Below are 12,835 nucleotides of genomic sequence, written 5' to 3' on the forward strand. Positions count from 1 at the left end.
TCAGCGCGCGGGTACCTAAGTCCGGTGAATGACGAATCGACAACGCTTCCCGTCCGCGGAACGATCTACAGCGCCCATCTTCGGTCGGCTGCGGTAGCTGCCGTTCAATTCATCGCTGTTGCCGCCGCGCTGTGGGTGTTGGCGTGGGTGGTGGGAAAGACGTGGGTGATCATCCTGCCCGTCTTCCTGGCGTTGATCGTGTGTACCGTGCTGTGGCCGCCCGTGCGCTGGCTCCTCGGCAAGCGTCTGCCCCCCGCCGTCGCGGTCATCTCGGTCCTCCTGGTCGCGGTGGCGGTGCTCGCCGGTGTGGTGGCGGCGGTGGCGCCGGCAATCGTCGAGCAATCCGCGGAGTTGGCCGAACAAGCGACCGCCGGAGTCGTGCAGGTGCGCGACTGGCTGGGCGGTCCCCCACTGAACATCAGTGAGGCGCAACTCGATTCAGCGGTTACCGCGATAAACGAACAACTGAATTCGAGCAGCGCCCAGATCGCGTCGGGCGTGTTCACCGGGGTGGGCGCAGCGACGTCGGCGTTGGTCACCCTGTTCACCACGATCGTCGTGGCGTTCTTCCTCCTCAAGGACGGCCCACGGTTCATACCATGGCTGCGCGGAGTCGTGGGTCGTCCTGCTGCGCCGCACGCTGCGGAGATACTCGAACGCGTCTGGTCGACCCTGGGAGGTTTCATCCGGACTCAGGCTCTGGTCAGCCTCATTGACGCAGTGCTCATTGGGGTCGGCCTCGTGATCATGGGAGTGCCGCTGGCATATGCGCTGGCGATCATCACATTCGTCGCCGGGTTCGTCCCGATCGTGGGGGCGTTCGTTGCCGGTGGTCTGGCTGTGCTCATTGCGCTGGTCTCCAACGGGCCGGTGGACGCGTTGATCGTGCTGGCCATCATCGTCGCGGTGCAGCAGCTCGAGGGCAACGTGTTGCAGCCGTGGCTGCAATCGAAATCGATGCAGCTGCACGCGGTGATCGTCTTGCTCGCGGTGACGCTTGGCGCGTCCACCTTCGGTGTCGTCGGCGCTTTTCTGGCTGTGCCGGTCGTTGCGGCAGCGGCGGTGGTGGTCCGCTATTACGGCGAACAGGTCGATGAGCGCACAGGCGAAAGCGTCAGCGCGCGAACATCAGCGCCCGCTTGACCTCCTGGATGGCCTGCGTGACCTGGATGCCACGGGGGCACGACTCGGTGCAGTTGAACGTGGTGCGGCAGCGCCACACCCCGTCGACCTCGTTGAGGATGTCGAGCCGTTCGGCGGCGCCCTCGTCACGGCTGTCGAAGATGAACCGGTGCGCGTTGACGATCGCGGCGGGCCCGAAATAGCTACCCTCGCTCCAGTACACCGGGCAGCTGGTGGTGCAGCACGCACACAGGATGCACTTGGTGGTGTCGTCGTAGCGGTGACGGTCGGTCTGGCTCTGGATGCGTTCGCGGGTCGGCTCGTTGCCGGACGTCATCAGGTACGGCTTGATCGCACGGTAGGCGTCGAAGAACGGCTCCATGTTCACCACGAGGTCCTTCTCCACCGGCAGGCCGCGGATCGGTTCGATGGTGATGGTGAGCTGCTTGCTCGCCTTCTTCGGAAGCATGTCGCGCATCAGGACCTTGCACGCCAAGCGGTTGACGCCGTTGATACGCATCGCATCTGAGCCGCACACCCCGTGTGCGCACGAGCGCCGGAACGTCAGAGTGCCGTCCAGATACCACTTCACGTAGTGCAACAGGTTGAGCAGCCGGTCCGATGGCAGGCACGGCACGCGATAGCTCTGCCAGCCCCCCGAATCGGCGTGGGCGTCGGGATCCTCAGGATTGAACCGGGCGATCTTCAGCGTCACCATCACCGCGCCCTCTGGCACGGGTGGCAGCTCTGAGTCCTTCGTCGAGACTTCGGGAGCGATAGTCATCAGTACTTCCGTTCCATCGGCTCGTAGCGGGTCTGCACCACCGGCTTGTAGTCCAGCCGGACGTCGCTCAACAGATCCGTGCCTTCCTTGTACGCCATGGTGTGGCGCATGTAGTTGGTGTCGTCACGGTTGGGGTAGTCCTCGCGGGCGTGGCCGCCGCGGGATTCCTTGCGGTTGAGCGCACCGACGACGGTGACTTCGGCCAACTCCAGAAGGAAGCCCAGCTCGATAGCTTCGAGCAGGTCGCTGTTGTAACGCTTTCCCTTGTCCTGCACGGTGATTCGGGAATAGCGCTCCTTGAGCGCATGGATGTCGGTGAGCGCCTGCTTGAGTGTCTCTTCGGTGCGGAACACCGCGGCGTTGTTGTCCATCGACTGTTGCAGCGCGCCGCGGATGTCGGCGACGCGCTCGTTGCCGCGCTCGGACAGGATGTCGCCGACCCAGCTGACGACCATGCCCGCCGGGTCCGTGGGCAGGTCGACGAAGTCGTGACCGAGCGCGTAGTTGGCCGCCGCGATCCCCGCGCGCCTGCCGAATACGTTGATGTCCAGCAGCGAGTTGGTGCCCAGTCGGTTGGCGCCGTGCACCGAGACGCATGCGCACTCGCCGGCGGCGTACAGGCCCGGCAGGGGAGTGGTGTTGTCGCGCAGCACCTGACCGCTGATCGTCGTCGGGATACCGCCCATGACGTAGTGGCACGTCGGGTAGACCGGCACCAGTTCGGTGACGGGGTCGACGCCCAGGTAGGTGCGGGCGAACTCGGTGATGTCGGGCAGCTTGGCCTCGAGCACATCCGCGCCCAGGTGCCGGACGTCGATGTACACGTAGTCCTTGTTGGGACCGGCGCCGCGGCCTTCGAGCACCTCGAGCACCATCGAGCGGGCGACGATGTCGCGCGGCGCCAGGTCGACGATCGTCGGCGCGTAGCGCTCCATGAAGCGCTCGCCGTCACCGTTGAGCAACCGACCGCCCTCACCGCGCACAGCCTCGGAGATTAGGATGCCGAGGCCGGCCAGACCTGTCGGGTGGAATTGATGAAACTCCATGTCCTCCAAGGGAAGTCCCTTACGGAACACGATACCCAGGCCGTCTCCAGTCAGTGTGTGCGCGTTCGAGGTCGTCTTGTACATGCGGCCCGAGCCACCGGTCGCGAAGACGATCGCCTTGGCGTGGAAGACGTGGATGTCGCCGGTGGCCAGCTCATAGGCGATGACACCGGTGGCGACGGGGCCAGAGTGCGTCTCGGTGATCGCGATGTCGAGTGCGTAGTACTCGTTGAAGAACTCGACGTCGTGCTTGACGCAGTTTTGGTACAGCGTCTGCAGGATCATGTGGCCGGTGCGGTCGGCGGCGTAGCACGCCCGGCGCACCGGCGCCTTGCCGTGGTCGCGGGTGTGCCCGCCGAACCGGCGCTGATCGATGCGCCCCTCGGGGGTGCGGTTGAACGGCATGCCCATCTTCTCGAGGTCGAGCACCGCGTCGATGGCTTCCTTGCACATGATCTCGACGGCGTCCTGGTCGGCCAGGTAGTCGCCGCCCTTGACGGTGTCGAAGGTGTGCCATTCCCAGTTGTCCTCTTCGACGTTGGCCAGTGCAGCGCACATGCCGCCCTGCGCGGCGCCGGTGTGGCTGCGCGTCGGGTACAGCTTGGTCAGCACGGCGGTACGGGCCCGTGGGCCGGCCTCGACGGCGGCGCGCATACCCGCGCCCCCTGCGCCGACGATCACCACGTCGTAGCGATGTTCTTGAATCATGAGGTGAGCTTCCCGTAGAAGGTCATGCGATGCTCGCGTCGAAGGTGACGAGCACGTAGCTGCCCAACACCAGGGTGAAGCCGGTCGCCAGCAACAGCAGCGAGTTCAAATAGAACTTCGTGGTGTTCTTGCGGGCGTAGTCGCCGATGATCGTGCGCATGCCGTTGGCGCCGTGGATCATCGCCAGCCACAGCAGGGCCATGTCCCAGATCTGCCAGAACGGTGAGGCCCACCGCTGCGCGACGAAGTTGAAGTCGATGCGGTACACGCCGCCGTCCCAGATCAACATGATGAAGAGGTGGCCGAGCGCGAGAAACACAAGGGCGACACCAGAAAATCGCATGAACAGCCACGCGTACTTCTCGAAGTAGGGGATGCCACGCGGACGCCGCGGCGCCCGAGGATGATCCAGGCTGGCCGGGCGGTCGTACTCCTTCTCCATCACCGGGGCGATACGGCCCTCCTTGTGATGCGGCGTCCAAACTCCTCCCGGCGTCCCCTCTGGCGTGCTCACAGGAACCGCTCCACCATGTGCATCCCGATCATGCCGAGGGCGGGAATGAAGACGGCGAGAAAGACACCGATGACGACCCACAGCATCTGCCTCTGATATCGGGGACCCTTCGCCCAGAAGTCGATGAGGATCACCCGGATGCCGTTCAGGGCGTGGTAGAGGACCGCTACCACGAGCCCGATCTCCATCAGCCCGATGATCGGTGTCTTGTACGTCTCGATGATCTCGTTGTACGCCTGCGGGCTGACCCGCACGAGCGCGGTGTCGAGCACGTGGACGAACAGGAAGAAGAAGATGGTGGCACCGGTGATGCGATGCAGCACCCAGGACCACATCCCGGGGTCACCGCGATAGAGGGTGCGTCTGCGCGACCGTTCGGATCGCGGAGCAGGCACCTCCGTGCTCGCGGGTGTTGCAGTACTCATCTGGCCTCCAACGCCTTCGGTGGACGCTTGGGCTCGGAGCCGCCACGGCGGCCGGACACTGGCCGTGGCTGCGAACCGCTGCCCAAACCTCGGGGCGACTCTAAACCCACTTCTACTCCCTAACGAACTACCGTTTAGCCGTCGGTGCACGTAAAACGGGAAAAGTTAGGGTTACCTTGGTCACTGGCCGACCGCGGACGGGAGCTTCGGAATGCATTCAGAATCGATCCAGGCAAGGGCGACATGACATCCGAAATCGACTGGAAAATGCTGCGCCACAAGGCAACTGAGGCGAGTATCCATGCGTATGCGCCGTATTCGGGCTTCTCCGTCGGGGCTGCCGCGCTGGTTGACGACCACCGGATGCTGTCCGGCTGCAATGTGGAGAATGTCTCATATGGCCTAGGTCTCTGTGCCGAGTGTTCAGTGGTCTGCGCCCTTCATTCCAGCGGGGGCGGAAGGCTCATCGCGCTGTCGTGCGTGGACCGTGCGGGAGAGGTGCTGATGCCATGCGGGCGGTGCCGGCAGGTGCTGCTCGAGCATGGCGGGCCTCAGATGCTGATCGACCATCCCATGGGGCCACGGCCGCTGGGCGAGTTGCTCCCCGACGCGTTCGGGCCGCAGGACCTGGCACGGCGTGAGGGGCCTCAGGAAGAAGTACCGTAATCCGGTGATGCAGTTCACATTCGATGCGCGGAGGCTGGATGTCGCATCCGTTTGATGCTCCGACGATCATCAGGACCAAGCGCGACGGCGGCGCGCTCTCCGACGCGGCGATCGACTGGGTGATCGACGCCTACACCCACGGCCGGGTCGCCGATGCGCAGATGTCGGCGCTGTTGATGGCGATCTTCATCCGCGGTATGACGCGATCGGAGATCACTCGCTGGACGGCGGCGATGGTGGCCTCCGGCGAGCGCATGGACTTTACAGATCTGCGTCGCGATGGAAAGCCATTGGCGTTGGTGGACAAGCACTCCACCGGCGGGGTGGGTGACAAGATCACCATCCCGCTCGTGCCGGTCGTGATGGCGTGCGGCGGCGCGGTGCCACAGGCGGCAGGGCGCGGGCTCGGCCATACCGGCGGCACCCTCGACAAGCTGGAGTCCATCCCCGGGTTCACCCCCGAGCTGCCGAAAGCCCAGATACGTCAACAACTTTGCGATATCGGTGCCGCGATATTCGCCGCCGGTGAGCTGGCGCCGGCGGACCGAAAGATCTATGCGCTGCGCGACGTCACGGGCACCACCGAGTCACTGCCGTTGATCGCCAGCTCGGTGATGAGCAAGAAGATCGCCGAAGGGACCGCGTCGCTGGTGCTCGATTGCAAGGTGGGTTCGGGCGCGTTTCTCGACACCGAGGAGGAGTGCCGAGAACTGGCCCACACGCTCGCCGATCTCGGCACCGAAGCCGGGCTGGTGACCCGGGTGCTGCTGACCGACATGTCGACGCCCCTGGGGCGCACGGTGGGTAACGCCATAGAGGTCGCCGAGTCCCTGGAGGTGCTGGCCGGCGGAGGCCCGTCAGACGTGGTGGAGCTGACGCTGGCGCTGGCCGCGGAAATGCTCGACGCCGCAGGCATCGACGGTGTCGATCCGGCTCAGACGATGCGGGACGGCACCGCCATGGATCGGTTCCGCAAGCTGGTCGCCGCGCAGGGCGGCGATCTCGGCGCCCTCTCTCCGGACACGTTGCCCATCGGCGCCTATACCGAGACCGTCACCGCGCCGCGCGGTGGCACCATGGAAAACATCGATGCGATGGCGGTTGGACTTGCGGTGTGGCGGCTCGGTGCGGGTCGCTCTGTGCCCGGTGAGCGCGTGCAGTCCGGTGCGGGTCTGCGTATCCACCGCCGTCCCGGCGAGCCTGTGGCACCCGGTGAGCCGCTGTTCACGCTGTACACCGAAACACCGGAGCGTTTCGAGGCCGCGATGGCCGAACTGGACGGCGGCTGGCGCGTGGGGGACCATGCGCCGCCCGTGCGCCCGCTGATCATCGATCGGATCACGAACGGAGGTTGACATGGCTGCACTGACGTTGGAGTCGATCCGGCAGGCGCCCAAGGCGCTGCTGCACGACCACCTCGACGGCGGGCTGCGACCGGCCACCGTGCTCGAGCTCGCCGATGCGAACGGCTACAGCGACCTGCCGGCTACCGACGTCGACGGACTTGCCGCGTTCTTCCGTACGGCGGCACACAGCGGATCGCTGGTGCGCTATCTGGAGCCTTTCGCACACACCGTCGGGGTGATGCAGACACCCGAGGCCCTGCACCGGGTGGCCTTCGAATGCGTCGAGGACCTTGCAGCCGACAACGTGGTCTACGCCGAGATCCGTTTCGCGCCTGAACTTCACATCGACGCCGGCCTGTCTTTGGACGCGGTCGTCGATGCCGTGTTGGCCGGTTTCGCCGATGGTGAGAAAGCGGCCAGCGCCGAGGGCCGCTCGATTGTGGTGCGGTGCCTGGTCACGGCGATGCGGCATCAGGCACGGTCGCTGGAGATCGCCGAGTTGGCGATCCGGTTCCGTGATAAGGGCGTCGTGGGCTTCGACATCGCGGGCGCCGAGGCCGGGTATCCGCCGACGCGACACCTCGACGCGTTCGAGTACATGCGGGGCAACAACGCCCGGTTCACGATTCACGCTGGAGAGGCGTTCGGACTGCCGTCCATCCACGAGGCGATAGCGTTCTGCGGCGCCGACCGCCTCGGTCACGGGGTGCGGATCGTCGACGACATCACCGAGCGGCCGGACGGGACGATGGAGTTGGGCAGGTTAGCGTCGTTGTTGCGGGACAAGAGGATTCCGTTCGAGATGTGTCCCAGCAGCAACGTGCAGACCGGTGCGGTCGGCAGCATCGGCGAGCACCCGTTCGATCTGCTCGCCCGGCTGCGGTTCCGCGTCACCGTCAACACCGACAACCGGCTGATCAGCGACACGACGATGAGCCAGGAGATGCTGCGACTCGTCGAGGCGTTCGGTTACGGGTGGAGCGACCTTCAGCGATTCACGATCAACGCGATGAAGTCCGCCTTCATCTCGTTCGACGAGCGCCTATCCATCATCGACGACGTGATCAAGCCACGTTTTGCGGTCCTGATCGGTTGAGCTGCAACCTTATTCGGCGCGCAGGCGCGATTCGAGGAAGGCTTCCAGCGACTCCCACTGTTCAACCGCCTTGGCGTACGGGGGTGTCGGTTTCCGGATATTCTCCGGATCCAGCACGTACGAGACGATCTTGCCTAGCGGCTGGTCGGCATCCAGGGACTCTTCGACCACGGTGTCCTCGGCGTAGTCGCCCACGTCCCTGAGCAATTCGATTGCCAGGTCCAGCTGGTCACGGTCGATCGCGTCGGGTCCCTCGGCGAGATAGTCGACGATCTCGGTGAGTACGTACACGTTCTCGTCGGCGACGTTCACGCGCAGTGACCCGTCGTTGGCGGCCGTCCGGATGTCGTCGTATGTGGCGAGGTTCGAAATGTCGTGGTCGTGCTCGTCGGCCAGATACCGCGCCAATGCGCGCTCGGATCCGAACACGCTGATGCGGCCGTTGCGACCGAGGAAGACCGGCTGATCGTCGAGGTAGCACCGCAGGGTGTAGTACGTACCGCCGGTGGTCATGATCCGCACCGGGTCGATGCCGACCTTGACCCAGAAGTCGTCGTCGCTGCCGAGCACCGCGCCGCCGGCGTGGTCCTCGAGGTCGTCGGTTTCCTCGACGTCGTCCTCGCCGGCCTCGTCGTCCTCGTCGACAACTTCCTCCTCGAGTTCGGGAGCGTCCTCGGCCAGTTCCTCGGCAGCCTTCTTCGCAGCCGCGGCGTCGACATCGGGGGTGCTGATGAGCTCGTCGATGGCATCGACGACGTTGTCCCAGCTGCGACCGATCGCCAACTCGATCTCGGCCCACCGCTTCCGGCCGGTGCGGCCGGAGAACGCGTCGACTCCGCCGCCGAGCTGGCTGAGCCCCGGGTTGCCGTTGAAGAACTTGCTGATCGCGGGCAGCTCACACACCGATCCGATGGACGATGCGATGGCCAGCGACCGGTGCAACTGCGTCACGGTCTCGTCGCTGGGCTTCTCTGCGGCCAGCTCCGGGACACCGACGACGTCGTATTCCCGCTCCTCGGTGGGGTTCAGCCGATGCGCATTGGCCTGGGTGAGCTTCTCCCAGGCGGGATGGTCGGCGAGGTCGTTGTCCTTGTTGGTCCTGACGAACGCGACCAGGTCAGCCACCGTTTCAAAGGCATAGAGATCCTCGTCCTTGCCGAGGAACGCCTCCCACTCGTCGCCTTCGTCGCGCCACCGCGGCGCCCACAGCGTGTAGAGGTCGCCCTTGGTCAGCCCAAGCCGGATGGGCACGATGTCAGCAGCCATGGCGCACAGAATAGCCACCGAGTTCGTCGGTCCTGTCGGCGAGCAGCCATCAGTGGTGCTGCACCGCGTCCCTTGCGGCCGCAGACACGGCCGACGACGCTGTCGCCGCACTACCCGGAAAGGGTGAATTTGCCGGATGTGCCGTAGACCGACAGAGAGATGAGCAACGTGATCACGACCACGACAATCAACGAGGTGCGGACTGCGTCGCCGGTCGCGACTCCCACGCCGACCGGCCCGCCCTCCGCGTTGTAGCCGTAATAGGTGTGCACCAGCATCACCGCGATCGACATGACGATGGCCTGCAGGAACGACCACAGCAGATCCACCGGGATCAGGAACGTATTGAAGTAATGGTCGTAGAGACCTCTCGACTGCCCACTGAGATAGATGGTGATGGTGCGGGCGGAGAAAAACGACGCGAGCGTGGCGACCGAATAGATCGGGATGATCACGATGATGCCCGCAATCATCCTCGTCGCAACCAGGTACGACAACGATCGCACCGCCATCACCTCTAGTGCGTCGATCTCTTCGGCAATGCGCATCGCACCCAGTTGTGCCGTGGTCCCCGCGCCGATGGTGGCCGCAAGTGCGATACCCGCGATCACCGGCGCGACGATCCGGATGTTGATGAACGCCGAAAGGAAGCCGGTCAACGCTTCGATACCGATATCGCCGAGTGACGCGTAGCCCTGCACGGCGATGACGCCGCCCGACGCCAATGTCAGCAACGCGGTCACGCCGACGGTCCCCCCGACGGCCAGCAGCGCGCCTGTGCCGAGGGCCATCTCAGCGATCAGCCGGGCCGTTTCCCGGCGATAGAGCCTGATAGCGACGGGGATTGAGTGCAGTGACTGGCCGTAAAACAAGGCCTGCTCGCCGAAAGCGCCGACCAGTTTCGGCGCCCATTTGAAAGCCCGTCGCAAGCGCCGCGCGTCGGGCGACGTCACGGGCAGCCGGCCATGCGGAGGGGCCCGGAAGGGTTACTTGGCGGGTTCGTCGGGCGGGCGGAGTGTCCGGTCCGCGCTGCGCACCACGCTGCGCAAGAACTCGTACTGCGTCGTGACGAGCCGGTCGGCCATGTCGAGGGCTGCGTCGATCACGGTCTCTCGCCGTGATGGGTGGTCGTCCTTCGCGGGAAGCGCCTCGTCGACGGTGTCGACGAACTTGCGCACCGCGTCGATGGCGGCCCGCTGGCCGGCCTCGACCGACTTGAGCACGTCATCGGACAAGTCCGCGGCGCGCTCCACCACCGTTTGGACGGTGCTCGCGGCGGTGTCGACCGGCTTCGTGGCCGAGGGTGTTCCGGCGTCTTCTGTCATGATCGTGCTCCTGAGATCGGATTTCGGTGGGTCACTCGAGAATCCGCTTCCAGGGAGTTTCACAACAAGGGTCTTTGGGCTCCAGGTATGTGCGCTGGACTCGGCTACTTCGGTGAAATCGGAGGCTGCGGCTTCTTGCCCGGATCGGCGCCGGCTGGCCCAACGCGACCCTGTCGTCGAGTATCAAAGCGAGGGCTATGAGATGTTCGTGCGCATGCTCGAAGGCGCCAAGGAACATTGCGTGCGGTCATTGTTCAACGCGGCCGTCAAAGAGGCCTCGGCGCTACGCATGCGGCGGATAACGCGTACGGGCGTCACGAACGCGCGATTGGTTGAGGGAATCCCTTGCGCAGTACGGTGCGGAATTTCTGTTGGCGCCTCAGACCCAACTCAGCCGCAAAAGCTCACGATTCACTCGATCATGTCCTTTCGATGAACTGGACGTGCTGTCATCCAGTCGGGCGCCAGAACCCCTGAAAGCCTTGCCCGGCGTTCGTCGTACGAACCGACGAAAGTTGGACCGGATCGCCCGCCTCGATCATGACCCCGTTCCCGACGATCATCGCGACATGGCCATCCCACACGGCGAGGTCGCCCGGCCGCACCTTGCCTGCCTCGACAGGCGCACCGACGTCTTGCTCCTGTGCCAGTCGCGGAAGACTCAGTCCCGCTTCGGAATACGCCCACTGGGTGAGTCCGCTGCAGTCCAAACCGACTCCCGGCGTCGTGCCGCCCCAGTCGTAAGGCACTCCCAGCTGTGTCAGCGCATGCCGGACCGCGCTGGCCGCCATCGCATTCGGCGCTGTGGCGGTACTGCCATCGGGGAGCCGGATCGCGACGCCGTCGCCGAAGACATCCGCTTCGGGTAACGATGCCGGCGGATCCGGCTTGAACAGCGAAGCCAGATCACCGAAACCCGAACCCGAGGCGCCACCGGACATAGGGCTCATCGGTGCAAGTCCGCCCATCCCCGAGCCCATCCCCGAGCCCATCGACGGCATTGCCGAGCCGATCCCGGACGGCGCCGTTGACGCCGGTGGCGGAGCCGACGGGCGAGCGAGTGCCGAGGCGTGCCCGTCCAGCTCGGCCTGAAGTTCCTCGACGACTGCGAGGGCGTCGGTGAGCGACTGCTGCGCCTCGGCCCGCAGCGCCGCGACGACCTCGGGTGAATCCAAGAACGGCTCCAAAGCTGCGGCGTGCGTTTCGAAGTCCTCGATGATGTCGCGCAGCCGCTCATGCGCGCGTGTCACGGCGGCCCCGACGGTGCTCGCCACCGCATTCATCCGGTCGGCACGTTCGGCCAGGCTGTCGATGGCCGACTGCGTCACCGCCATGAAGGCAGCTGCGCCGTCGGCGCCCGCCCCGGTCCATTCGGTCTGACGCCACGACCGCGCGGTCGCCGCCGATATGCCGGAAAGCGCGTCTCGCGCCCTGGCCAGCGCCGCCACTGGCTCGGCAGCTGTATCTCCGGACCATCCCGGACCGACCATCGACTGCACCGCTCGCAGTGGTGCCGTCAGCGCAGCGACCAGAGCGCCGGTCACGGCTAGGTGCCCGCGATGCGGATGCCCGCGGCGCTGTCGGCCGAGTCGTAAGCGGACGCAACGGCGTACGCCGCGGCATTCGACGCCCACAGTCGCTCGCTGAGTGCGGCCGCCGCGCGGGATCCATCGGCCACGGCCTCGGTCAGGGCGGACAGGAAACCGGCGCCGACGGGTCCCAGAGACCGTCCGGACGCCGCAATCGGCAGTGACGACAGCGTCGCGGCGACGTCGGCGAGGTCGTCGGCATGAGCCGAGTTGGCGGATCCCAGCGCACGTATTGCATCGGTATCGGCGAACATGCGCTTATGACGGACTCCGGGACTGATCGGTTCCACTAATGTGCGCCCATGGACGTTCGTGTCATCGACCATCCGCTCGCCGCGGCGAGGCTGACCACGCTGCGCGACGCCAATACCGACAACGCGGCATTCCGGGCGGCGCTGCGTGACCTCACCCTCATGTTGGTCTACGAGGCCACCCGTGACTCCGCTGCCGAAACCGTCACGGTTCGCACCCCGCTCGCGGAGACCATCGGGCACCGGCTGGCCAATCCGCCGCTGCTCGTCCCCGTGTTGCGAGCCGGGCTCGGCATGGTCGACCAGGCACACGCGTTGATCCCGGAGGCGCGTGTCGGCTTCGTCGGCGTCGCTCGCGACGAGACAACACACCAGCCCACGCCGTATTTGGAGTCGCTGCCCGACGATCTGAGCACCCAACCCGTCATCGTGCTCGACCCGATGCTGGCCACCGGCGGGTCGATGGCCCACACGATCGGACTGCTACAGGCTCGCAATGTCGTTGACGTGACGGCGATCTGCGTCGTGGTCGCACCCGAGGGCCTCGCGGCGCTGGAAAGCGTGGCCCCAGATCTGCGTCTGTTCACCGCGACGATCGACGAACGACTCAACGACATCGCCTATATCGTTCCCGGCCTCGGCGACGCGGGGGACCGACAGTTCGGGCCGCGGTAGCCGCTCACGAACTGCGCCGGAC

15 protein-coding genes are annotated in these 12,835 nt (G+C 65.6%); 6 read left to right on the forward strand and 9 right to left on the reverse strand.

From position 1 onward, the window contains the following. The first annotated feature begins 24 nt into the window (after nt 1–24). Nucleotides 25–1,143 (forward strand): AI-2E family transporter, encoded by a 1,119-nt coding sequence (locus G6N42_RS28410; RefSeq protein ID WP_163735944.1) that lies wholly within the window; start codon nt 25–27, stop codon nt 1,141–1,143. Here G6N42_RS28410 and G6N42_RS28415 read toward each other — a convergent pair. From G6N42_RS28415 to sdhC, 4 genes are all read right to left on the reverse strand, one after another. Beyond that, nucleotides 1,115–1,906 carry a succinate dehydrogenase iron-sulfur subunit gene (locus G6N42_RS28415; RefSeq protein WP_163735947.1) on the reverse strand — a complete coding sequence of 264 codons (792 nt, stop codon included), beginning with the start codon at nt 1,904–1,906 and terminating at the stop codon, nt 1,115–1,117. The two genes, G6N42_RS28410 and G6N42_RS28415, sit on opposite strands and share 29 nt — an antisense overlap. Then, nucleotides 1,906–3,660: a succinate dehydrogenase flavoprotein subunit gene (gene sdhA, locus G6N42_RS28420; protein WP_163735951.1), complete on the reverse strand. Its 1,755-nt coding sequence runs from the start codon at nt 3,658–3,660 to the stop codon at nt 1,906–1,908. Before sdhA ends, G6N42_RS28415 begins: the two co-directional genes overlap by 1 nt. A 22-nt stretch (nt 3,661–3,682) precedes the next feature. Continuing rightward, a complete protein-coding gene (locus tag G6N42_RS28425) occupies nt 3,683–4,102 on the reverse strand; it encodes a succinate dehydrogenase hydrophobic membrane anchor subunit (RefSeq protein WP_163690651.1) in 420 nt (139 codons plus the stop codon). Nucleotides 4,103–4,170: 68 nt separating this feature from the next. Next, entirely contained in the window at nt 4,171–4,599 is a 429-nt protein-coding gene (gene sdhC / locus G6N42_RS28430; RefSeq protein WP_163735955.1) for a succinate dehydrogenase, cytochrome b556 subunit, read from the reverse strand. A 243-nt stretch (nt 4,600–4,842) separates the two neighbouring features. On the opposite strand from sdhC, the gene G6N42_RS28435 reads away from it, so the two are divergent. Genes G6N42_RS28435 through G6N42_RS28445 form a run of 3 tightly spaced genes read left to right on the forward strand, consistent with a single transcriptional unit; the run spans nt 4,843 to nt 7,707 of the window. Continuing rightward, the gene (locus G6N42_RS28435) at nt 4,843–5,265 is read left to right on the forward strand and encodes a cytidine deaminase (protein ID WP_163735958.1); all 423 of its coding nucleotides are present in this window, start codon (nt 4,843–4,845) and stop codon (nt 5,263–5,265) included. Between the two features lie 38 nt (nt 5,266–5,303). Further along, nucleotides 5,304–6,620 (forward strand): thymidine phosphorylase, encoded by a 1,317-nt coding sequence (locus G6N42_RS28440; protein WP_163735961.1) that lies wholly within the window; start codon nt 5,304–5,306, stop codon nt 6,618–6,620. A 1-nt stretch (nt 6,621) separates the two neighbouring features. Further along, nucleotides 6,622–7,707: an adenosine deaminase gene (locus G6N42_RS28445; RefSeq protein ID WP_163735965.1), complete on the forward strand. Its 1,086-nt coding sequence runs from the start codon at nt 6,622–6,624 to the stop codon at nt 7,705–7,707. Nucleotides 7,708–7,716: 9 nt separating this feature from the next. Here the strand turns inward: G6N42_RS28445 and satS are convergent, their stop codons facing one another. The 3 genes from satS to G6N42_RS28460 form a co-directional block, all read right to left on the reverse strand. Further along, nucleotides 7,717–8,973, reverse strand: coding sequence for a protein export chaperone SatS (gene satS, locus G6N42_RS28450; protein ID WP_163735968.1), 1,257 nt, complete (start codon nt 8,971–8,973; stop codon nt 7,717–7,719). 110 nt (nt 8,974–9,083) lie between these two features. Further along, nucleotides 9,084–9,926 (reverse strand): MlaE family ABC transporter permease, encoded by an 843-nt coding sequence (locus tag G6N42_RS28455; RefSeq protein ID WP_163735971.1) that lies wholly within the window; start codon nt 9,924–9,926, stop codon nt 9,084–9,086. 33 nt (nt 9,927–9,959) lie between these two features. Beyond that, nucleotides 9,960–10,298 carry a hypothetical protein gene (locus G6N42_RS28460; RefSeq protein WP_232076401.1) on the reverse strand — a complete coding sequence of 113 codons (339 nt, stop codon included), beginning with the start codon at nt 10,296–10,298 and terminating at the stop codon, nt 9,960–9,962. Between G6N42_RS28460 and G6N42_RS28465 the strand changes: the two genes are divergently transcribed. Beyond that, the gene (locus G6N42_RS28465) at nt 10,297–10,734 is read left to right on the forward strand and encodes a hypothetical protein (protein ID WP_232076402.1); all 438 of its coding nucleotides are present in this window, start codon (nt 10,297–10,299) and stop codon (nt 10,732–10,734) included. The genes G6N42_RS28460 and G6N42_RS28465 overlap by 2 nt on opposite strands. 13 nt (nt 10,735–10,747) lie before the next feature. Here G6N42_RS28465 and G6N42_RS28470 read toward each other — a convergent pair whose 3' ends face one another. Beyond that, a complete protein-coding gene (locus G6N42_RS28470; RefSeq protein ID WP_163735979.1) occupies nt 10,748–11,842 on the reverse strand; it encodes a C40 family peptidase in 1,095 nt (364 codons plus the stop codon). 2 nt (nt 11,843–11,844) lie between these two features. Further along, nucleotides 11,845–12,141 (reverse strand): hypothetical protein, encoded by a 297-nt coding sequence (locus G6N42_RS28475; RefSeq protein ID WP_163735983.1) that lies wholly within the window; start codon nt 12,139–12,141, stop codon nt 11,845–11,847. 48 nt (nt 12,142–12,189) lie between these two features. Between G6N42_RS28475 and upp the strand changes: the two genes are divergently transcribed. Beyond that, a complete protein-coding gene (gene upp, locus G6N42_RS28480) occupies nt 12,190–12,813 on the forward strand; it encodes a uracil phosphoribosyltransferase (protein WP_163735985.1) in 624 nt (207 codons plus the stop codon). Nucleotides 12,814–12,835: the final 22 nt, after the last annotated feature.

The organism is Mycobacterium gallinarum, from assembly GCF_010726765.1.
GTDB lineage: Bacteria > Actinomycetota > Actinomycetes > Mycobacteriales > Mycobacteriaceae > Mycobacterium > Mycobacterium gallinarum.

Excerpts from the sequence above, each read along its gene's own strand:
- G6N42_RS28460 (WP_232076401.1), bottom strand. The coding sequence starts at position 10,298 with ATGACAGAAGACGCCGGAACACCCTCGGCCACGAAGCCGGTCGACACC.
- G6N42_RS28435 (WP_163735958.1), top strand. The coding sequence starts at position 4,843 with ATGACATCCGAAATCGACTGGAAAATGCTGCGCCACAAGGCAACTGAG.
- G6N42_RS28465 (WP_232076402.1), top strand. The coding sequence starts at position 10,297 with ATGATCGTGCTCCTGAGATCGGATTTCGGTGGGTCACTCGAGAATCCG.
- sdhC (WP_163735955.1), bottom strand. The coding sequence starts at position 4,599 with ATGAGTACTGCAACACCCGCGAGCACGGAGGTGCCTGCTCCGCGATCC.
- G6N42_RS28415 (WP_163735947.1), bottom strand. The coding sequence starts at position 1,906 with ATGACTATCGCTCCCGAAGTCTCGACGAAGGACTCAGAGCTGCCACCC.
- satS (WP_163735968.1), bottom strand. The coding sequence starts at position 8,973 with ATGGCTGCTGACATCGTGCCCATCCGGCTTGGGCTGACCAAGGGCGAC.
- G6N42_RS28445 (WP_163735965.1), top strand. The coding sequence starts at position 6,622 with ATGGCTGCACTGACGTTGGAGTCGATCCGGCAGGCGCCCAAGGCGCTG.
- upp (WP_163735985.1), top strand. The coding sequence starts at position 12,190 with ATGGACGTTCGTGTCATCGACCATCCGCTCGCCGCGGCGAGGCTGACC.
- G6N42_RS28425 (WP_163690651.1), bottom strand. The coding sequence starts at position 4,102 with ATGGAGAAGGAGTACGACCGCCCGGCCAGCCTGGATCATCCTCGGGCG.
- G6N42_RS28440 (WP_163735961.1), top strand. The coding sequence starts at position 5,304 with ATGTCGCATCCGTTTGATGCTCCGACGATCATCAGGACCAAGCGCGAC.
- G6N42_RS28475 (WP_163735983.1), bottom strand. The coding sequence starts at position 12,141 with ATGTTCGCCGATACCGATGCAATACGTGCGCTGGGATCCGCCAACTCG.
- sdhA (WP_163735951.1), bottom strand. The coding sequence starts at position 3,660 with ATGATTCAAGAACATCGCTACGACGTGGTGATCGTCGGCGCAGGGGGC.